Annotated in this window: 12 protein-coding genes; 2 read left to right on the forward strand and 10 right to left on the reverse strand. The window is 70.7% G+C overall.

Translation table 11 applies throughout. The features are described 5' to 3' along the window. Window positions 1-13: 13 nt before the first annotated feature. From pgi to tkt, 5 genes are read right to left on the reverse strand one after another with little or no spacing between them, the layout of a single operon-like run. Window positions 14-1,663 (reverse strand): glucose-6-phosphate isomerase, encoded by a 1,650-nt coding sequence (gene pgi, locus IEY95_RS38915; RefSeq protein WP_189190942.1) that lies wholly within the window; start codon window positions 1,661-1,663, stop codon window positions 14-16. Next, window positions 1,656-2,591: a glucose-6-phosphate dehydrogenase assembly protein OpcA gene (gene opcA, locus IEY95_RS38920; RefSeq protein ID WP_189190943.1), complete on the reverse strand. Its 936-nt coding sequence runs from the start codon at window positions 2,589-2,591 to the stop codon at window positions 1,656-1,658. The genes pgi and opcA overlap by 8 nt, the downstream gene beginning before the upstream one ends. Continuing rightward, window positions 2,588-4,333, reverse strand: a complete 1,746-nt coding sequence (gene zwf, locus IEY95_RS38925) for a glucose-6-phosphate dehydrogenase (RefSeq protein ID WP_229703649.1) — start codon at window positions 4,331-4,333, stop codon at window positions 2,588-2,590. Before zwf ends, opcA begins: the two co-directional genes overlap by 4 nt. Next, window positions 4,330-5,499, reverse strand: coding sequence for a transaldolase (gene tal / locus IEY95_RS38930; protein ID WP_189190944.1), 1,170 nt, complete (start codon window positions 5,497-5,499; stop codon window positions 4,330-4,332). The genes zwf and tal overlap by 4 nt, the downstream gene beginning before the upstream one ends. 19 nt (window positions 5,500-5,518) lie before the next feature. Continuing rightward, on the reverse strand, window positions 5,519-7,606 hold the full coding sequence (gene tkt, locus IEY95_RS38935) for a transketolase (protein WP_189190945.1): 2,088 nt from the start codon (window positions 7,604-7,606) through the stop codon (window positions 5,519-5,521). Between the two features lie 146 nt (window positions 7,607-7,752). Here tkt and IEY95_RS38940 point away from each other — a divergent pair, with 146 nt between their 5' ends. Continuing rightward, a complete protein-coding gene (locus IEY95_RS38940; RefSeq protein ID WP_189190946.1) occupies window positions 7,753-8,640 on the forward strand; it encodes a helix-turn-helix transcriptional regulator in 888 nt (295 codons plus the stop codon). A 263-nt stretch (window positions 8,641-8,903) separates the two neighbouring features. Here IEY95_RS38940 and IEY95_RS38945 read toward each other — a convergent pair whose 3' ends face one another. After that, the gene (locus IEY95_RS38945; RefSeq protein ID WP_189190947.1) at window positions 8,904-10,316 is read right to left on the reverse strand and encodes a glycoside hydrolase family 16 protein; all 1,413 of its coding nucleotides are present in this window, start codon (window positions 10,314-10,316) and stop codon (window positions 8,904-8,906) included. Window positions 10,317-10,503: 187 nt separating this feature from the next. Beyond that, complete coding sequence (locus IEY95_RS38950; RefSeq protein ID WP_189190948.1) at window positions 10,504-11,766, reverse strand: Ig-like domain-containing protein; 1,263 nt, start codon at window positions 11,764-11,766, stop codon at window positions 10,504-10,506. 324 nt (window positions 11,767-12,090) lie between these two features. Here IEY95_RS38950 and IEY95_RS38955 point away from each other — a divergent pair, with 324 nt between their 5' ends. Beyond that, complete coding sequence (locus IEY95_RS38955) at window positions 12,091-14,745, forward strand: FAD/NAD(P)-binding protein (RefSeq protein WP_229703650.1); 2,655 nt, start codon at window positions 12,091-12,093, stop codon at window positions 14,743-14,745. A 337-nt stretch (window positions 14,746-15,082) separates the two neighbouring features. On the opposite strand, the gene IEY95_RS38960 is transcribed toward IEY95_RS38955, so the two are convergent. The 3 genes from IEY95_RS38960 to IEY95_RS38970 form a co-directional block, all read right to left on the reverse strand. Next, window positions 15,083-17,272: an MMPL family transporter gene (locus IEY95_RS38960; protein WP_189191017.1), complete on the reverse strand. Its 2,190-nt coding sequence runs from the start codon at window positions 17,270-17,272 to the stop codon at window positions 15,083-15,085. A gap of 371 nt (window positions 17,273-17,643) precedes the next feature. Continuing rightward, entirely contained in the window at window positions 17,644-18,312 is a 669-nt protein-coding gene (locus IEY95_RS38965; protein ID WP_189190950.1) for a response regulator, read from the reverse strand. Further along, entirely contained in the window at window positions 18,309-19,571 is a 1,263-nt protein-coding gene (locus IEY95_RS38970) for a sensor histidine kinase (RefSeq protein ID WP_189190951.1), read from the reverse strand. The genes IEY95_RS38965 and IEY95_RS38970 overlap by 4 nt, the downstream gene beginning before the upstream one ends. Window positions 19,572-19,634 lie beyond the last annotated feature (63 nt).

A 19,634-nucleotide genomic window follows, 5' to 3' on the forward strand; every position in this document is an offset into this window, starting at 1 on the left:
GGTCATATCAGATTCACTTCTTCCGGAGGGTGCGGTAGGCGGCCACGAGGGCGGCGGTGGAGGGGTCGAGACCGGGGACGTCCGCGCCTTCGGTGAGGGCGGGCTCGACGCGCTTGGCGAGGACCTTGCCGAGCTCGACGCCCCACTGGTCGAAGGAGTCGATGTTCCAGATCGCGCCCTGGACGAACACCTTGTGCTCGTACAGCGCGATCAGCTGGCCGAGGACGGAGGGCGTCAGTTCGCTCGCGAGGACGGTGGTCGTCGGGTGGTTGCCCTTGAACGTCTTGTGCGGGACCAGCTCCTCGGCCACCCCCTCGGCGCGCACCTCGTCCGGCGTCTTGCCGAAGGCCAGCGCCTGCGTCTGCGCGAAGAAGTTCGCCATCAGCAGGTCGTGCTGGTCCTTGAGCTCGTCGCTCAGCTCGTCCACCGGGTTGACGAAGCCGATGAAGTCGGCCGGGATCAGCTTTGTGCCCTGGTGGATGAGTTGGTAGTAGGCGTGCTGTCCATTGGTGCCCGGCGTGCCCCACACGACCGGCCCGGTCTGCCACTCCACGGGGTGGCCGTCCCGGTCCACGGACTTGCCATTGGACTCCATGTCCAGCTGCTGCAAGTACGCGGTGAACTTGGACAGGTAGTGCGAGTACGGCAGCACGGCGTGCGACTGGGCGTCGAAGAAATTGCCGTACCAGACGCCCAACAGGCCCAGCAGCAAAGGCGCGTTGGCCTCGGCGGGAGCGCTCTTGAAGTGTTCGTCGACGATCCTGAACCCGTCGAGCATCTCCCGGAAGCTGTCCGGACCGATGGCGATCATCAGCGACAGACCGATCGCCGAGTCGAAGGAGTAGCGCCCGCCGACCCAGTCCCAGAACTCGAACATGTTGGCCGTGTCGATGCCGAAGTCCGACACCTTCCCGGCGTTCGTCGACAGCGCCACGAAGTGCTTCGCGACCGCCTTCTCGTCGCCGCCGAGCCCCGCGACCAGCCATGAGCGCGCCGAGGTCGCGTTGGTGATGGTCTCGATCGTCGTGAACGTCTTCGACGCGATGATGAACAGCGTCTCGGCCGGGTCCAGGTCGCGGGTGGCCTCGTGCAGGTCGGCGCCGTCCACGTTGGACACGAAGCGGACCGTCAGATCCCGGTCGGTGAAGGCCCGCAGGGCCTCGTACGCCATCGCCGGGCCGAGGTCGGAGCCGCCGATGCCGATGTTGACGACGTTCTTGATGCGCTTGCCGGTGTGGCCGGTCCACTCACCGGAGCGGACCCGGCCGGCGAAGTCGGCCATCTTGTCGAGCACGGCGTGCACCGCCGGGACGACGTTCTCGCCCTCGACCTCGATGACCGCCTCGCGCGGGGCGCGCAGCGCGGTGTGCAGCACCGCGCGGTCCTCGGTGACGTTGATCCTCTCGCCGCGGAACATGGCGTCGCGCAGCCCGAACACGTCGGTGGCGGTGGCCAGTTCCAGGAGCAGGGCGAGGGTCTCGTCCGTGATCAGGTGCTTGGAGTAGTCGATCCGCAGGTCGCCGACCCGCACGACATAGCGCTCGGCGCGCGCGGGGTCGGCTGCGAACAGCTCACGCAGCCGCGGGTGGAGCAGGCCGCCCGCGCGGTGGTCCTCCAGGGCCACCCACTCCGGACGCCGCGTGAGCTTGGGGGAGTCAGACATGACGGGGGGCCTCCTCGGTGCCCTCGCCCCGCAGGGCGACGGCGTACATCTCGTCCGCGTCGAGGCGGCGCAGCTCCTCGGCGATCAGCTCGGAGGTGGAGCGCACCTTCAGCGCGAGGGTGCGGGAGGGCTGCCCGGGAAGGGACAGCGTGGCCAACGGCCCCTCGGGGCGGTCGATCACGATCTCGCCGTTCGCGGTGCCGAGCCGTACGGCGGTCACGACGGGCCCCGCGGTGACGACCCGCTCGACCGGGACCCGCAGCCTGGCCTCCAGCCAGCGGGCCAGCAGCTCGGCGCTCGGGTTCTCGGCCTCGCTCTCGACGGCGGCCGAAGTCACCTTCGTACGGGCCTGGTCGAGAGCGGCGGCCAGCATCGAGCGCCACGGCGTCAGCCGTGTCCACGCGAGGTCGGTGTCGCCGGGCGCGTAGGACGCGGCGCGGGCCTCCAGAGCCAGGAGCGGTGCCTCGACGGCGTACATGTCGGTGATCCGGCGCTGTGCGAGTGCGCCCAGCGGGTCCTTCACCGGGATGTCGGGCGAGTCCACCGGCCACCAGACGACGACCGGGGCGTCCGGCAGCAGCAGCGGCAGGACCACGGAATCGGCGTGGTCGGACACGTCGCCGTAGGTTCGCAGCACGACCGTCTCACCGGTGCCCGCGTCCGAGCCGACGCGCACCTCCGCGTCCAGGCGGGAGTTGGTGCGGTCGCGCGGGGTGCGGGCGACGCGCTTGATGACGACCAGGGTGCGTGAGGGGTGCTCGCGCGAGGCCTCCTCGGCCGCCTTGATCGCGTCGTACGCGTTCTCCTCGTCGGTGACGATGACCATCGTCAGGACCATGCCCACGGCGGGGGTGCCGATGGCTCGGCGCCCCTGCACGAGCGCCTTGTTGATCTTGCTTGCCGTGGTGTCGGTCAGGTCGATCTTCATGGCCTGCGCCAGCTCCGTCCGTCTCGTGCGAGCATCTCGTCGGCTTCCTTCGGGCCCCAGCTGCCCGAGGGGTACTGCGCGGGCTTGCCGTGGCTCTCCCAGTAACCCTCGATCGGGTCGAGGATCTTCCAGGACTCTTCCACCTCTTGGTGACGGGGAAAGAGGTTGGCGTCACCGAGCAGGACATCCAGGATCAGCCGTTCGTACGCCTCCGGGCTGGACTGGGTGAACGACTCGCCGTAGGCGAAGTCCATCGTGACGTCCCGGATCTCCATCGACGTACCCGGCACCTTCGATCCGAAGCGCACCGTCATGCCCTCGTCGGGCTGGACGCGGATGACGATCGCGTTGGCGCCGAGCTCCTCGGTGGCCGTCGAATCGAAGGGGGAGTGGGGCGCGCGCTGGAAGACCACCGCGATCTCCGTCACCCGTCGGCCCAGGCGCTTGCCGGTGCGCAGGTAGAAGGGGACGCCCGCCCAACGGCGGTTGTCGACCTCCAGCTTGACGGCGGCGTAGGTGTCCGTCATCGACGCGGGGTCGATGCCGTCCTCCTGCAGATAGCCGCGCACCTTCTCGCCGCCCTGCCAGCTCGCCGCGTACTGTCCACGCACGGTGTGCTCGCCCAGGTCGTCCGGGACCTTCACGGCCTTGAGGACCTTGAGCTTCTCGGTGAGCAGCGACTCGGCGTCGAACGCGGCCGGCTCCTCCATGGCCGTCAGCGCCATCAGCTGGAGGAGGTGATTCTGGATCACATCGCGGGCGGAGCCGATGCCGTCGTAGTAGCCCGCCCGACCGCCGATGCCGATGTCCTCGGCCATGGTGATCTGGACGTGGTCGACGTACGACCGGTTCCAGATGGGCTCGTACATCTGGTTGGCGAAGCGGAGCGCCAGGATGTTCTGGACGGTCTCCTTGCCGAGGTAGTGGTCGATGCGGAACACCTGGTCCGGGTCGAACACCTCGTGCACGATCGCGTTGAGCTCACGTGCGCTGGCCAGGTCGCGGCCGAACGGCTTCTCGATGACCGCGCGCCGCCAGGAGCCCTCCGGCGCGTCCGCGAGGCCGTGCTTCTTGAGCTGCTGGACGACCTTCGGGAAGAACTTCGGCGGCACGGAGAGGTAGAAGGCATAGTTGCCGCTGGTGCCGCGCGAGGAGTCCAACTCGTCGACCGCGGAGCGCAGTTGTTTGAACGCCGTGTCGTCGTCGAAGTCGCCCGGGATGAACCGCATGCCCTCGGCGAGCTGCTGCCAGACCTCCTCGCGGAACTCCGTACGGGAGTGCTCGCGCACCGAGTCGTGCACCACCTGCGCGAAGTCCTGATCCTCCCACTCGCGGCGGGCGAAGCCGAGGAGCGAGAAGCCCGGCGGGAGCAGACCGCGGTTGGCGAGGTCGTAGACGGCCGGCATCAGCTTCTTGCGGGACAGGTCGCCGGTGACGCCGAAGATGACCAGGCCGGAGGGGCCCGCGATCCGGGGAAGGCGGCGGTCGCGCGGGTCACGGAGCGGGTTGTCCCAGTCGGACACCGGCAGGCCGAGCGCCTGGGCGAGGGCCCGCTGCGTCACGTCGGCCGACTCGGCGCTCGCGTTCGCCGCGCTCGCGTCGTCGGATCCCGCGGGTTCCGTGTGCGCGTCGCCGGATCCCGCCGTCACCACAGCCGGTTCGACGGCCGTGTCACCCAGTCCCTCCGCCGCGGCGGCCGCATCCTGCGCGGCGCGGTCCGGAAGTGCCTCATTCTTGGTCATTCCCCTTCGACTCCCTTGCTGCCGAGCGAGGCCGCGACGGCCTCCAGCAGCTCCTGCCAGGCCGCCTCGAACTTCGCGACGCCCTCGTCCTCCAGCTGCTTCACGACCTCGTCGTACGAGATCCCGAGTGCCTCGACGGCGGCCAGTTCGGCGCGGGCCTGGGCGTAGCCGCCGGTCACCGCGTCGCCATGGATGTCACCGTGGTCGGCGGTGGCGTTCAAGGTCGCCTCCGGCATGGTGTTGACCGTGCCCGGCGCCACCAGCTCGTCGACGTACAGCGTGTCCTTGTACGCGGGGTCCTTGACGCCCGTCGAGGCCCACAGGGGGCGCTGCTTGTGGGCGCCGGACGGGGCGAGGGCGGTCCAGCGGGCACCGCGCTGTGTCGAATCGTCGGCAGAGCCGAACACCTCCTCGTAGGCCTCGTACGCGAGCCGGGCATTGGCGAGCGCGGCCTTGCCCTTGAGGGCGAGCGCCTCGTCCGTGCCGACCTTCGCCAGCCGCTTGTCGATCTCGCTGTCGACACGCGAGACGAAGAAGGAGGCGACCGAGTGGATCGTGGACAGGTCGAGGCCGGCCGCCCGGGCCTTCTCCAGGCCCGCCACGTAGGCGTCCATGACCTCGCGGTAGCGCTCCAGCGAGAAGATCAGCGTGACGTTGACGCTGATGCCGAGGCCGATGACCTCGGTGATCGCCGGGAGGCCGGCCTGCGTCGCCGGGATCTTGATCATCACGTTCGGGCGGTCGACCAGCCATGCGAGCTGCTTGGCCTCGGCGACGGTCGCCTCGGTGTGGTGGGCGAGACGCGGGTCGACCTCGATGGAGACCCGGCCGTCACGGCCGCCGGTCGCGTCGTACACCGGGCGCAGGATGTCGGCGGCGGCGCGCACGTCCGCGGTCGTCATCATGCGGACGGCCTCGTCGACCGTCACGCCGCGCACGGCGAGGTCGGCCAGCTGCTCCTCGTATCCCTCTCCCGAGCCGATGGCGGCCTGGAAGATGGAGGGGTTGGTGGTGACGCCCACCACGTGCCTGGTCTCGATGAGTTCGGCGAGGTTGCCGGACGCTATCCGCTTGCGGGAGAGGTCGTCGAGCCAGATGGAGACGCCTTCGTCGGAGAGGCGCTTGAGGGTTACCGCGGTAGCGGTTGCTTCGGTCACAGTGATCATCTTCCTTTGTGCGATCGGATCAACCGCGGACTGCGGTAAGAGATTCCCGCGCGGCGGCGGCTACGTGCTCGGCGGTGAAGCCGAACTCGGCGAACAGGGTCTTGGCGTCGGCGGAGGCGCCGAAGTGCTCCAGAGAAACGATGCGTCCGTGGTCACCGACGTACCGGTACCAGGTCAGGCCGATGCCCGCCTCGACCGCCACACGGGCCTTCACAGACGGCGGAAGGACGCTCTCGCGGTACTCCGCGGGCTGCTCCTCGAACCACTCCACGGACGGCATCGACACGACACGCGTCCCCACGCCCTCGGCCTCCAACTGCTCGCGCGCGGCGACGGCGAGCTGTACCTCGGATCCGGTGGCGATGAGGACGACGTCGGGCGTCTGGGTGGAGGAGTCGCGCAGGACGTAACCGCCCTTCGCCGCCTCGGGGTTGGCCGCGTAGGTGGGCACACCCTGACGGGTGAGCGCGAGGCCGTGCGGCGCCGGGTTGGCGGCGTGCCGCTTGAGGATCTCGGCCCAGGCGATCGCCGTCTCGTTGGCGTCGGCCGGACGGACGATGTTCAGGCCGGGGATGGCGCGCAGTGAGGCGAGGTGCTCGACCGGCTGATGCGTCGGACCGTCCTCGCCGAGGCCGATGGAGTCGTGCGTCCAGACGTACGTCACCGGGAGTTGCATCAGCGCGGACAGGCGTACGGCGTTGCGCATGTAGTCCGAGAAGACCAGAAACGTACCGCCGTAGATACGGGTGTTGCCGTGCAGTGCGATGCCGTTCATCTCGGCGGCCATCGAGTGCTCGCGGATGCCGAAGTGGACGGTGCGGCCGTAGGGGTCGGCCTCCGGCAGCGGGTTGCCCTTCGGCAGGAAGGAGGAGGTCTTGTCGATGGTGGTGTTGTTCGAGCCGGCGAGGTCGGCGGAGCCGCCCCACAGCTCGGGGAGCACACCGCCGAGCGCCTGCAGGACCTTGCCGGAGGCGGCGCGGGTCGCGACGGACGTGCCCGCCTCGAAGACCGGCAGCGCGGATTCCCAGCCCTCGGGCAGCTGACCGGCGACAACACGGTCGAAGAGCCCCGCGCGCTCGGGCTGCGCGGTGCGCCACTCGGCGATCTGCTTGTCCCAGGCGGCGTGCGCCTCGGCGCCCCGGTCGAGGGCGGTCCGGGCGTGGTCCAGGACCTCGGCGTCCACCTGGAAGCTCTGCTCGGGGTCGAAGCCAAGGATCCGCTTGGTGGCCGCGATCTCCTCGGCGCCGAGTGCCGAGCCGTGGGAGGCCTCGGTGTTCTGCGCGTTCGGGGCGGGCCAGGCGATGATCGTGCGCATCGCGATGATGGAGGGGCGCTCGGTCTCCGCCCGGGCCGTCTGCAGAGCCGTGTACAGCGCGTGGACGTCGATGTCGCCGCCCAGCGCGGGCTCGATCCGCTGCACGTGCCAGCCGTACGCCTCGTAGCGCTTCAGCACGTCCTCGGAGAACGCCGTCGCGGTGTCGCCCTCGATGGAGATGTGGTTGTCGTCGTAGACGAAGACGAGGTTGCCGAGCTTCTGGTGGCCGGCGAGGGACGAGGCCTCGGCGGAGATGCCCTCCTCCAGGTCGCCGTCCGAGACGATCGCCCAGATGGTGTGGTCGAACGGAGACTCGCCCTCGGGGGCCTCGGGGTCGAAGAGGCCGCGCTCGTAGCGGGCGGCCATCGCCATGCCCACGGCGTTGGCGACACCCTGGCCGAGCGGGCCGGTCGTCGTCTCGACGCCCGCCGTGTGCCCGTACTCCGGATGGCCCGGCGTCTTCGACCCGTGGGTACGGAACGCCTTCAGGTCGTCGAGTTCGAGTTCGTAGCCCGACAGGAAGAGCTGGGTGTACAGGGTCAGCGAGGTGTGGCCGGGGGAGAGGACGAAGCGGTCGCGGCCGGTCCACTCCGGGTCGGCGGGGTCGTGACGCATCACCTTCTGAAAGAGGGTGTACGCGGCCGGGGCCAGGCTCATCGCGGTGCCCGGGTGGCCGTTTCCGACCTGCTGCACGGCATCGGCCGCCAGGAGGCGGGCGGTGTCGACGGCACGCCGGTCCAGCTCGGTCCACTCGAATCCGTCGGAGAAGCTGTCGGGTGTCTGCGTGCTCATCTTCAAGAAGTCCTCGATAGGAGCGGTGTAAGTGCTCGGGCGTGTTCAAAACTAAAAGTCTGACTTTTGCCGGGGAAGGTGCCCGTGTGTCAGCCTTCGGTGAAAGTGGGACACGCAGCGCCGTACCGAGCCGACGCGAGAAGGACATGGCAGACAGAACCACCCAAGACGGTGACGGGATCAGAACGTTTCCCTTCCCCATAGACCTGAGCGTGAGCGGCGTCGGCATGCAGGTCCGGCCGATGGAACCCGACCGGGCCTGGGCCGAGGAGGCGCCCCTGGACCGGGTGCACCGCATCGACTTCCACGTGGTGATGCTGTTCCGCGGGGGTCCTGTGACGCACATGGTCGACTTCACCGAGTACGAGGTCACGGACGGCGATGTGTTGTGGATCCGGCCGGGTCAGGTACACCGTTTCTCCAGGGGAGGCGAGTACCGGGGGACCGCCCTGATCATGCAGCCCGGCTTCCTGCCCCGCGCCACGGTCGAGGCGACCGGCCTCTACCGCTACGACCAGCCCCCGCTGCTGCGTCCCGACGCGGCCCAGCTCGCCGCCCTGGAGAACTCCCTCGCCCAGCTGGAGCGCGAGTACAACGACACGACCACGCTGCCGCTCAGCCTGCACACCGCGGTACTGCGGCACTCCCTGACCGCGTTCCTGCTGCGCCTCGCCCATCTCGCGGCGAGCTCCGCCGAGGCGGCGCGCGAGCGGACCGACACCACCTTCACCCGCTTCCGGGACGCGGTGGAGAAGGGCTTCGCGACCAACCACAGCGTCAGCGCGTACGCCGACGCCCTCGGCTACTCCCGTCGCACGCTCGTCCGCGCGGTGCGCGCGGCCACCGGCGAGACCCCGAAGGGCTTCATCGACAAGCGGGTGATCCTGGAGGCCAAACGGCTCCTCGCCCACACGCAGATGCCCATCGGCCGCATCGGCGTCGCCGTGGGCTTTCCCGACTCGGCCAACTTCTCCAAGTTCTTCCATCAGCACACGGACACGACTCCGGCGGCATTCCGGGCGGAGCTGCGCTGAGGGCGCGGGTCGGCGGGGCGCCCGGACAGCGGTGAGCGCCGTGGGCATTGCCGCACGGAAAGGGGGCGGGCCGTCGGGCCCGCCCCCTCATCACTTCTTCACCGCGTGTAGTCGGCGGCGGCCTTCGCGGGCGCCGCCCCGGCCAGGCCGAGCGCCGGCACCGTGAGGAGGGCGGTCAGGACGGCGGTGACCAGTCGCCTGACCTCGGTGCGTGACGCGGCCGGCCCGGCCGGGGAGCGTGTGAGTATCGGTCAACTCACCTCTCAGTGACCGAAGTCGAACCAGTTGACGTTCACGAAGTCCGCCGGCTGGCCGCTGGTGAAGGTCAGATAGACGTCGTGGGTTCCGGTGACGGAGCTGATGTTCGCGGGCACCGTCCTCCAGGACTGCCAGCCGCCGGTGTTGGCCACCGCGAAGCTGCCGATCGGCGCGCTCGTACGGCTGTCGAGGCGCACCTCGACGAGTCCGCTGACACCGCCCGCCGCGCCGCTCGCGACCCGGCCGTAGAACTGATGAGCCGCCGTGGAACCGAAGTTGACGCCCTTGTATAGCGCGTAGTCGCCGTTCGCGAGTGAGCTGATGTTCTGTCCGCCGCCGGTGTCGGTGGTGGTTTCCGTGCCCACGCCTGCCTGGCCGTCGTACGACTCGGCCTGGATGGCGCTGTAGGCGTCACGGTTGCCGGAGGGTGGCGGGGTCGTGCCGCCGCCGTCGCCGGCCGCCTGCAGGACCTGGACGTAGTCGACGACCAGCGGGTGGCCGGGGTCCGTGCCGCTGTCCGGGCCACCGCCGAAGGCGTCGGGGAAGCCGCCGCCCATCGCCACGTTCAGGATCAGGAAGTAGCCGTGATCGGTGGCGTTCGCCCAGGTGGTCGCGTCGACCTGATTCGCCCGCACCGTATGGAAGTTGACGCCGTCGAGGTAGAAGCGCATCTCCTCGGGGCTCGTGGACTTGTCCCACTCCACCGCGTACGTGTGGAAGCCGGCCTGGCAGGTGGTCCCGGCGCAGGGGGTGTTGCCACCGATGCCGGAGGTCTCGTTGCAGGGGCCACCGGGCGAGGTGCCGCAATGCATCGTGGCCCACTCGGTGTTGAGCCCCTGGACGTTCTCCATGATGTCGAGCTCGCCGATGCCGGGCCAGTTCCAGTAGTTGCCGCGGAAGGGCGCGCCCAGCATCCAGAAGGCGGGCCAGTAGCCCTTGGCAGCGGCGCCGGTCACGTTCGGCATCTGCAGGCGGGCCTCGACGCGCAGCTTGCCGCCCGCGGAGGGCTGGAAGTCGGTGCGGACCGTCTCGATGCGGCCCGAGGTCCAGTTGCCCGCCGCGTCGCGCCGGGGGGTGATCCGGAGGTTTCCGGCGCCGTCCAGGGAGACGTTGTTCGTGCTGGAGGTCATCGTCTCGACCTCACCGGTACCGAAGTTGGCCGGCCCGCCGGGGTAGCTCGTACCCGTCGTGTACTGCCAGTTGGCGGTGTTGACGCCGGACCCGGCGGCCCCGTTGAAGTCGTCGAGGAAGACCTGGGACCAGCCGGACGGGGGTGTGGGGGCGGAGGCGTTCGCGGGGAGGGTGGCGGCCGTGGCAGCGGCGGCCGCCAGGCCGAGGGTGCTGAACACGGCGATGAGTACGCGCCGCAGGGGGCGGCGTCTGCCGGATGCGCCGGGTGTGCCGGAAGTTTCACTCATGGGTGCCTCTTCGGGTACGGAGTGGGGTGCGCGGGTGGGGATGAGAGCGCTCCCACGTTTGTGAGAGCGCTCTCACAGCAGCTGCGCGGACAATGTGCTCTCTGTCACTCCGGTCGTCAAGAGGTAAAGCCGAGAAACTCCCTTCCGCAGAAGGGAGTTCACGATGTGAAGGAAGGGCCGAGGGGCGCTAAAGTGCGCTTCCCGCCTTCCAGTCCGCCCAGGACAGGTTCCACCCATTGAGGCCGTTGGCGGGGGCCACGGTCTTCTCACCCGAGTTCTTGACGATCACCACGTCGCCGAGCATCGAGCTGTTGTAGAACTTGTAGCCCGGCACGGAGCTGTCGTTCGCGCCCTCGGCGTCGTGCAGGCCGACACAGCCGTGGCTGGTGTTGCTGGCGCCGAAGACCGACGTAGAGGCCCAGTAGTTGCCGTGGATGAAGGTGCCGGAGGTGGTCAGGCGCTGGGCGTGCGGGACGTCCGCGATGTCGTACTCGTCGCCGAGGCCCACGGTCGAGGACTCCATGCGGGTCTGCTTGAACCGCTCGCTGATCACCATGATCCCGGACCAGGTGGTGTGGTCGGAGTCGCCGCCGCTCACCGGGTAGTCGGCGAGCGTCGAGCCCTCCCGCTCGACCGTCATCGTCTTCTTCGCCAGGTCGACCGTGCTGATCTGGCGGCGGCCGATGTGGAAGCTGACGTCCTTGGACTGGACGCCGTAGACCCCGTCCGTGCCCTCGATGTCCTTGAGCCGCAGGCTCAGCGTGATCTTCGTGCCCGCGGCCCAGTACTCCTCGGGCCGGAAGTCGAGCCGGGTGTCACTGAACCAGTGGCCGATCACCTCGACCGCGGGCTCGGCCGTCACCGTGATCGCCTTCTCCACCGCGGCCCGGTCCTTGACGGCCCGGGTGAAGTTGATCGACACGGGCATGCCGACACCGGACGTCGAATTCGCCTCCGGAGTGAAATAGCCCACGAAGGTCTCGCCGGGGGACTTCGTGACGAAGGTCGCCGTGTGCGCGTCGGCACCCTGTGGTGTCGCTGTGACCGTGTACTTGGTGCCCGAGTACGGATTCCTGGTGGAGGTCCATGTCGTACGGGCGTCGTTGAAGGAACCGGCCAGGGTGGAACCGTCGTTGCCGGTGACCTTGACGGTCGACAGGGTGCCGTTCGCCACGGTGACCTCGACCGGGCTCGTGAAATCGGCCTTCTTCGTGCCGTCGGCGGGGGTGACGGTGACGGCGGGCGTCTTGGCCTCGACCTTGGCCTTGGTGCTGGTCGCGGCCTGCGTGGTACCTGTGCCCTCCGAGGCGTCCGCCGAACCGGAGCAGCCCGTCAGGGCCGTGGCCGTGGCGCCGCCGAGCACGGCGAGGATCCCGCGCCGCGACCACGCCGGCAGGTCGGACCGGTTCGCTCTCTGCTCGGACCGGTTCGATATCTCAGGGACGCCCACGGCACGCCTTTCCTAGATCACCACCACTGCGGTTGAATCCTGCGCCGCTTTCCTTTGTTGATTCTTTGAATCCGAGGGCCCCGACCTGAGATTCCTGTGAAGACGTCCCGGGGGACGGCCTGAAACCACGGTTGTCGGGCCTCCTCGGATTGTGAACACAGTATGAAACAGTCGACCGGCACCCTGAGTTTCCGATGAGATCCCCGCTCCCGGGGCCGTTTCCCACCTCTCCGGTCGGAGTAGTGAAGAAGGAGTTCCGCTGACCGGTCCCGCCGAACACCCCTGCCGGAGGTATCTGTGATTCCAGCTCGCAAGCGGCACACCGTGGCCATCGTCGGAGCGGGCGCGGCCGGAACGCTGACCGCCGTCCAGCTGTGCGAGACGGCGGCGCGCCGCCGGGCGCCCCTGGACCTGGTCCTGGTCGACCCGGCCCCGGAGGCCGGACGCGGTACGGCGTACGCCACCCCCGACCCACGGCATCGACTCAACGTGCCCGCGAGCGGTATGAGTTGCTATCCCGACGACCCCGGCCACTTCACCCGCTGGCTGTGCCGGCACGGCGAACCCGCCGTCAGGGGTGCCGACTTCGCCACCCGGTACCGGTACGGCGCCTATCTGGCCGACACGCTCGCCCAGGCGATCGTCCGCGCCCACGGCACGGTCGCCGTCCGTCGGCTGCGGACGCGGGCGGAGAGCTGTACCCGCACCCCCGACGGCGGACTGGAGCTTCAACTAGTCGATGGCGAAGGTCTCTTGGCCGACAGTGCGGTGCTCGCCACCGGGCCGGCCGCCGCGCGCGGCGACTGGGCGCCGTCGGGACTGCAGGCGTCCCAGCGCTTCCTGCGGTCCCCTTGGGCGCCGGGCGCCCTCGACGGCCCGCTCGCCGACCCGGCCGACGTCCTGCTGGTGGGTACCGGACTCACGGCGGTGGACCTGGCTCTGAGCCTCGACCGGCCCGGGCGCACCGTGCACGCCGTCTCCCGGAGGGGTCTGCTGCCCCAGCCGCACGCGATCGGGCCCGCCGCGGCGATGGCCGCCCCCGACGGGCTCGACGCGCCGTCGCTCTCCGCGCTGCGCAGGACGGTCTACCGCCACATCGGCCGGGCCGTCCGTGCCCACGGCGACTGGCGCCCGGCGCTCGACAGCCTGCGGCCGCACACCGCGCGGCTGTGGCGCAGCCTCACCCCCGAGGAGCGGGCCGAGTTCCTGGAACGCGAGGGCGCGCTGTGGAACACCCATCGCCATCGGATGGCGCCCGCGACGGCCGAGTCGGTGTCCCGTGCCCGTACGGCCCGGCGACTGCGGGTGCATGCCGGAGCGGTCACCGACGCCACCGTCCTGAACGACGGGTCGTTGCTGGTCGTGCTCTCCAACGGCCAGGAGGTCCATACAGGTTGGGTCATCGACTGCACCGGACCCGGCCCGCGTCTCGAAGACCCCTTGTGGAGTTCGCTGTTCGACTCCGGTGCCGCGGTGCGCGGTCCGCTGGGCATGGGCGCCGCGACGCGAGACGGCCGTCTTCTCGACGCCGAGGGCCGCAGTGAACACGGGCTGTTCACGCTCGGTGCTCCCCGTCGCGGGGAGCTGTGGGAGACCACCGCCGTCCCGGAGATCCGTGTCCAAGCCGCCGCGCTCGCACAGGAGTTGCTGGCGCCGCTGTCGCCACCCCGGCGAGCCGTTCGCCGACGGCCCGTCGACGGGCACGGGCTCTCGCTGTCCACCCACGCCGAGGCGGCCGCCGCCTATCGCACCGGGCTCGACCGGGTCCTCAAGGTCAGGGCCGGAGCGGAGGCGGCCTTCGGGCGCGCGGTCTCTCTCGACCCCGGATTCGCGCTCGCGCACGCCGCGCTCGCCCTGCTCGGTCACGAGTGCGGCGCCGACGTCGACGTACCCAGGGCCCTCGCCGACGCACAGCGCTCCGCGCGCGAGCGGGCCGACGAACGGGAGCGTTCCTTCGTGGACGTCGTCACGCGGCGCGTCCACGGCGAACCCTCGGACGGGGGCGCAGACGCCCTGCTCGGGCATCTCGACCGGCACCCCGCCGACGCGCTGGCGCTCGCCGCCGCCGTGCCCACCATCGCCTTCTCCGGCATCAACGACCTCGACGACGCCTACGCGCTGCGCCTGGTCGAGCGCACCTCGCCCGCGTACGACGGGCACTGGTTCCACACGTCGCTGCTGGCCTTCCTGCGCCAGGAACAGGGCCGCTTCCACGAGGCCGCCGAGCTGGCCCACCGCGCTCTGGCCACCGAGCCCGCCTCCGGGCACGCCGTGCACGCGCTCGCCCACGTCCACTACGAGTCGGGCGCTCACGAGGTGGGCCGCGACTGGCTCGACGCCTGGGTGTCCGGGCAGGGCCGGGGCGCCGTCCACCGGGCGCATTTCTCCTGGCACATCGCGCTGCACGAACTCGCCCTGGACGACCGCGCCGCCGTACGCAAGCGATGGTTCGCGCAGCTCGCGCCGGGGCGGGTGACCGGGGTGCGGGCGCTGGTCGACTCCGGGTCGCTGCTGTGGCGGGCCCGGCTGAGCGACAGCTGGCGTGGGCAGGTGCCCGCGGCGGACGTTCTCGACACCGTCTCGCGCGAGGTGGTCGAGCGGCCCGCGACCGCGTTCACCGCGTTGCACGCGGCGGTCGCCCTCGCCGCCGCCGGGGACGTGGCGGCCCTGCGCCGCCTGCGCGACCACGCCGCGGGGGCCGATCCCGTCCAGCGTGAGGTCATCGTCCCGCTCTGCCAGGCCTTCACCGCCCTGATCGAGGAACGCTTCCACGAAGCCGCCCGCGGCCTCGACGCCCTCCTGCCGGCGCTCCGCAAGGTCGGCGGGAGCGCGGCCCAGCGCGAGGTCGTCGAGGAGACCCTGCTGTACGCCCTTGTCTCGGCGGGCCGTTGCGACGCGGCCCGGCGACTCCTGGACACCCGCCTCGACCGCGGGGCGGCCCCGCGGGACCGGCGGCTGCTCGCCGCGCTGCCGGGCTGAGCGAGGCGTCTCGAACCGGGTCCCGTTCGACATGTGTCTCGGGCGACCTGTGACGAACCGCCGGCACCCCCGACTCCGGAGCCGGGAGCGCCGGCCCCCGGCTCCGGAGCCCCGCCGCGGACCTCGTCGTGGACCTCGTCGTGGAGCCGCGCGCCGCCCTTGCGCAGGGCGGGTTGGCGGCAGCCCTGGAGGTTTACCGGTCCGGCAGACGCCTGGGACGGACAGCGAGGACCAGGAATTCGGGGGCGACCAACTGGCGGATCCTGTGCGGCCGTTCGCGGACAGGGACAGTCCGTCCTCGCCGCCGGGCAGCGGGGACGGACTGTTGGATCAGCTCTCAGACACTGGTCAGTTGAGGCTGAGGCGACGCCTCCTCACTCACTCCGAACCGGTCGTGCGCCCGCCGCATGGCGCCCGGCGCCCACCACGCGCGCCGCCCGAGCAGCGCCATCGTCGCCGGTACGAGGAGCATCCGTACGACGGTCGCGTCGATCAGCACGGCGAGCGTGAGCCCGAGGCCGATCTGCAGGATGGGGGAGAAGCCGCCGGTCATGAACGCCCCGAAGACGATCGCGAGGAGCAGTGCCGCACAGCTGACCACGCGTCCGGAGCGGCGCAGACCGGTCACCACGGCCTCCTGGGCGTCGCCGGTCCGCAGCCAGGTCTCGCGCATCCGGGCGAGGATGAAGAGCTCGTAGTCCATGGCGAGTCCGAAGGCGATCGCGATGATCAGCGGCGGAGCCGTCAGGCTGAGCGAGCCCAGCCCTTCGGCGCCCAGCGCCCCGGCCAGATGGCCGTCCTGGAAGACCCAGACCACCGCACCGAGCGCGGCGCCCAGGCTGAGCAGTGTGGTCGCGATGGTCCGCAGAGGGATCAGGACCGAGCCGGTGAAGGCGAAGAGCAGCGCGAAGATGCCGAGCAGAACGGTGGCCGCCGCCCAGGGCGCCCGCTCGGCGAGCATCTCGCGGAAGTCGACCAGCCGGGCCGCGACGCCGGTGACCTCGACGGGCTCGTTCCCGCGCACCTGCCGTACCCGCTCGACCAGGTCGGTCGCCGCCTTGCCGTCGACGCCGCCGGTCGGCTGGAGGTGCACCAGCGTGGCGCCGCCCGGGAGGGTGCGGGAGTCGGTCGTGTCGGAGAGGGCGCGGATCCGGGCCACCATGTCGGGGGCCGCGCCGGGGCGTACCACCACGGTCACCGGCGAGACGCCGGTGCCGGGCGGGAAGTGGGCGTCCACGGTGTCGTACAGCTGCCGTGCCTCGGTGTTGGAGGGCAGTTGCTTCGCGTCCCCGATGCTGATCTTCATTCCGGCGACAGGCAGCGCGAGGACCAACAGGGCCGGGACGAGGGTGGCCAGGATGACGAGGGGACGGCGCGCGGCGAATCGGGCGACGCGGGCGAAGACGCGGCCCTCGTTGTCGGGATCGGTGCCGGACTTGAAGCCGAACCTGGAGCCGGCCTTGGCGTCGGCGTCCTCGCGAGGAGCGCGCGCCGGTGCGATGCGGGCGCCGGTGGGGGTCCCCCCGCGCGAGCGCAGCCGAGCGTGGGGGAGGGTCAGAAGTGCCGGCAGCAGGGTGAGCGCGGCCAGCATGTCGACGACGACCACGGCGGCCACGGCCAGACCCATGCTGCGCAGGAACGGGCTGGGGAACACCAGCAGCCCGGTGAGGCTGACGGCGACCGTGAGTCCGGAGAACAGGACGGTCCGCCCGGCGACGGCGACGGTACGGTGCACGGCCTCGATGACGTCGTCGGTGTGCCGTCGCTCCTCGCGGAAGCGGACCACCATCAACAGCGCGTAGTCCACGGCGAGTCCGAGGCCCAGCATGGTGGTGACCTGGATGGCGTACACCGAGATGTCGGTGAACTGGCTGAAGGCGAAGAGCGCCAGGAACGCGCCCGCGACTCCGCTGATCGCGATCAGCAGCGGCAGCCCGGCCGCCCGCAGCCCGCCGAAGACGACGAGCAGCAGCGCCAGGACGACCGGCAGGGAGATCAACTCGGCTCGCTGTACGTCCCCTTGGGCGCGCCCGCTCATCTGCTGGCCGAGCAACAGGCCGCCGCTGACATGGACTTGGGGCGCGTCGATCTGCCGAATGCGCTCGGCTGCCGTGTCCACGGCCTTCTTCTTGTCCTTGAACTTCAGGTCGCCCTTGAGTGTCACCGGGATGACGAGGGCCTCGCCGTCCTCGGAGGTGAGGCCGTGGGTGGTGTAGGGGTCGGGCACCTCGGCGACTCCCGAGACCGTACGCAGGTCGGCGACGACACGACCGACTTGGGACCGCAGGCCGGGGTCGGAGACCGCGGTGCCCGCGACGACGGCGGTGATCGACTCCCCGCTCTTGTCGACGCGGTCGAGGTAGTCGGCGGCCCGGGCCGACTCGGTGCCAGGGACATCGGGCACCGAGTCGACGAGCCGGCTGAACACGCCCGTGCCGAGGCCGAAGCCGATCAGCAGCATGAGCAGCCAGACGAGGATCACGGTGAGCGGGCGGCGGGTCGCCGCCCGGGAGATCGTGGCGAGCACGGTACGCCTCCCGGCGGTGGGTGCGGTCGGTGACATCGCCACTCAGCGTGCTGCCGGACAGGGGGCCGGCGGATCGCCGGGGGGAGCGGTTTCGGGAACTCCCCCGCGCGACGGATACCGGATCCGGCCTCACTCCTTCGAGGGAGTCGGACCTGCCCGCCCTTCGGGCGACGACGGGAAGGTGACGACAGGCCCTAGGCCCTGTCGTCAAATTCCCGTCTGCCCCGCGACGCCATGCACGCACTCTCGCCGCACCGGGCACAGACCCAAGTACATCCAGTACGAGGGCCTGTGCCCGGCACGCCGAGAGCACGCACCTGACGCCGCAGGGCCCGCCCTCCGGGCGGACGACGGGAATTTGACGACAGGACCTAGGAGGCGCCGGGTGTCACCAGACCCGTCTCGTACGCGCAGATCACCGCCTGCACCCGGTCCCGCAGTCCCAGCTTGCCCAGCATGTTGCTGACATGGGTTTTGACGGTGTGTTCACTCACGAAGAGCGTCGTCGCGATCTCCGCGTTGGACAGGCCGCGGGCGAGCAGCCGCAAGGTCTCCTCCTCGCGGGCGGTGAGGGATTCGAGGCGGGCCGGCGCGGGTTCCGTGGCCGCCTCGGCGTGGCGGCGCCGGGTGATGTCGGCGACCAGACGGCGGGTCACCGAGGGCGCGAGGAGCGAGTCGCCCGCCGCGACGACACGGACCGCGTGCACCAGGTCGTCGCGCCGGACATCCTTGAGCAGAAAGCCACTCGCTCCCGCGTACAGCGCCTCGTACACGTACTCGTCGAGGTCGAACGTGGTCAGCATGACGACCTTGCAGCCGGACTCCGCGCACACCAGGCGGGCCGCCTCCAGGCCGTCCATGTGCGGCATACGGATGTCGAGCAGCAGCACGTCGGGCGCGTGCTCCCGTACCGCCGCCACGGCTTCCACGCCGTCGCCGGCCTCCGCGACCACCTCGATGTCCGGCTGCGCCTCCAGGATCATGCTGAAGCCGCTGCGCACCAGCTCCTGGTCGTCGGCGACCACCACGCGGATGCTCATCCCAGGGCCGCCTGCCGGTCGCCGGTGGCGGGCAGGCGTACGGCGACACGGAAGCCGCCGTCGGGACCGCGCCCCGAGTCCGCGCTGCCACCGCAGGCGGCGGCCCGCTCACGGATGCCTATCAGCCCGTGACCGCCGGGTGGCGTGGTCGGCCCACCGGTACCCGGCCCCCGCCCGTCGTCCGTCACCGTGAGCGTCAACGCGTCCTCCGTCCAGTCGAGTTCGACCCGTGCCGTGGAAGCGTACGCATGCTTCACGGTGTTGGTGAGGGCCTCCTGCACCACCCGGTAGGCGGCGACCTCGGTGTCCGCGGGGAGCGGGCGGGGCACACCGGTCGTGCTCAGGTCCACCCGCAGCCCCGTGGACTCCGCGACCTGGCCGACCAGTGCGGCGAGCGCCGCGATGCCGGGCTGCGGCAATCGCGCCGATGTCCCGTTCACCTGCTCCTCCTTGAGCACGCCGAGGATCCGCCGCAGCTGCCGCATCGCGTCCCGCCCGCTCGTCGCGATCGCGTCGAAGGCCGCCTCGGCGCGTTCCGGATCGCTGCGCACGACCACCGGGCCGGCCTCGGCCTGCACCACCATCAGGCTCACCGCGTGGGCCAGGATGTCGTGCATGTCCCGGGCGATCCGGGCGCGTTCCTGCGCCGTCGCCCGCGCCGTGTCGGCGGCACGCTCCCGCTCCAGACGGCGCGCCCGGTCCTCCAGCTCCGCGGTGTACGCGCGCTGGACGCGGGTGAGGATCCCGAGCGCGTACGCGCTGAGGAAGCTCGTCAGATGGAAGGCGTACTCGAAGGGCTGGGCGTGTGCCTTGGCCATCATCGTCAGTGAGGCGCCGACCAGCCAGGTCACCAGCATGAACCGGCGTTGCGCGGGCGGACAGAGCGTGGCCACGGTGTAGAGGACGACCAGTCCGCCGTAGGCGACGTTCGGCGGCGGCGCGTGATACACCGCCATGGCGGGCGTACAGATCGACACCGCGCAGGCGGACAGGAAGGGCGCCCGCCGCCGCCACACGAGCGGCACCGCGGTGCCGACCGCCAGCAGGAACCCCTGCCATGTCAGCCGGTCGTCGCCCTCGTCGGGGAATATCCACTGCAGCGAGGCGGCGAACAGCACCAGCGCGGCGAGCGCGGTGTCGAGGACGTAGGGATGCGTCGTGCGCAACCGCGAGAAGACCGACCGCCATCGGACCGCGGTGGGCGAGAACACCGCCCGCCAACGTGAGACGGCGGGAGTGAACCAGGACTGAGCGGACATACAGGGCTCCTCTGGGCAAGGGCCGTCCCAGTATCCCGACCCCCGGGCGGCGAAGTCCTCACC

The sequence above is a fragment of the Streptomyces albiflavescens genome (genome assembly GCF_014645835.1).
GTDB classification, from domain to species: Bacteria; Actinomycetota; Actinomycetes; order Streptomycetales; family Streptomycetaceae; genus Streptomyces; species Streptomyces albiflavescens.

Coding starts and splice junctions, on each gene's coding strand:
- IEY95_RS38965 (WP_189190950.1), bottom strand. CDS start 18,312: ATGAGCATCCGCGTGGTGGTCGCCGACGACCAGGAGCTGGTGCGCAGC.
- tkt (WP_189190945.1), bottom strand. CDS start 7,606: ATGAGCACGCAGACACCCGACAGCTTCTCCGACGGATTCGAGTGGACC.
- IEY95_RS38945 (WP_189190947.1), bottom strand. CDS start 10,316: ATGAGTGAAACTTCCGGCACACCCGGCGCATCCGGCAGACGCCGCCCC.
- pgi (WP_189190942.1), bottom strand. CDS start 1,663: ATGTCTGACTCCCCCAAGCTCACGCGGCGTCCGGAGTGGGTGGCCCTG.
- IEY95_RS38970 (WP_189190951.1), bottom strand. CDS start 19,571: ATGTCCGCTCAGTCCTGGTTCACTCCCGCCGTCTCACGTTGGCGGGCG.
- tal (WP_189190944.1), bottom strand. CDS start 5,499: ATGATCACTGTGACCGAAGCAACCGCTACCGCGGTAACCCTCAAGCGC.
- opcA (WP_189190943.1), bottom strand. CDS start 2,591: ATGAAGATCGACCTGACCGACACCACGGCAAGCAAGATCAACAAGGCG.
- zwf (WP_229703649.1), bottom strand. CDS start 4,333: ATGACCAAGAATGAGGCACTTCCGGACCGCGCCGCGCAGGATGCGGCC.
- IEY95_RS38940 (WP_189190946.1), top strand. CDS start 7,753: ATGGCAGACAGAACCACCCAAGACGGTGACGGGATCAGAACGTTTCCC.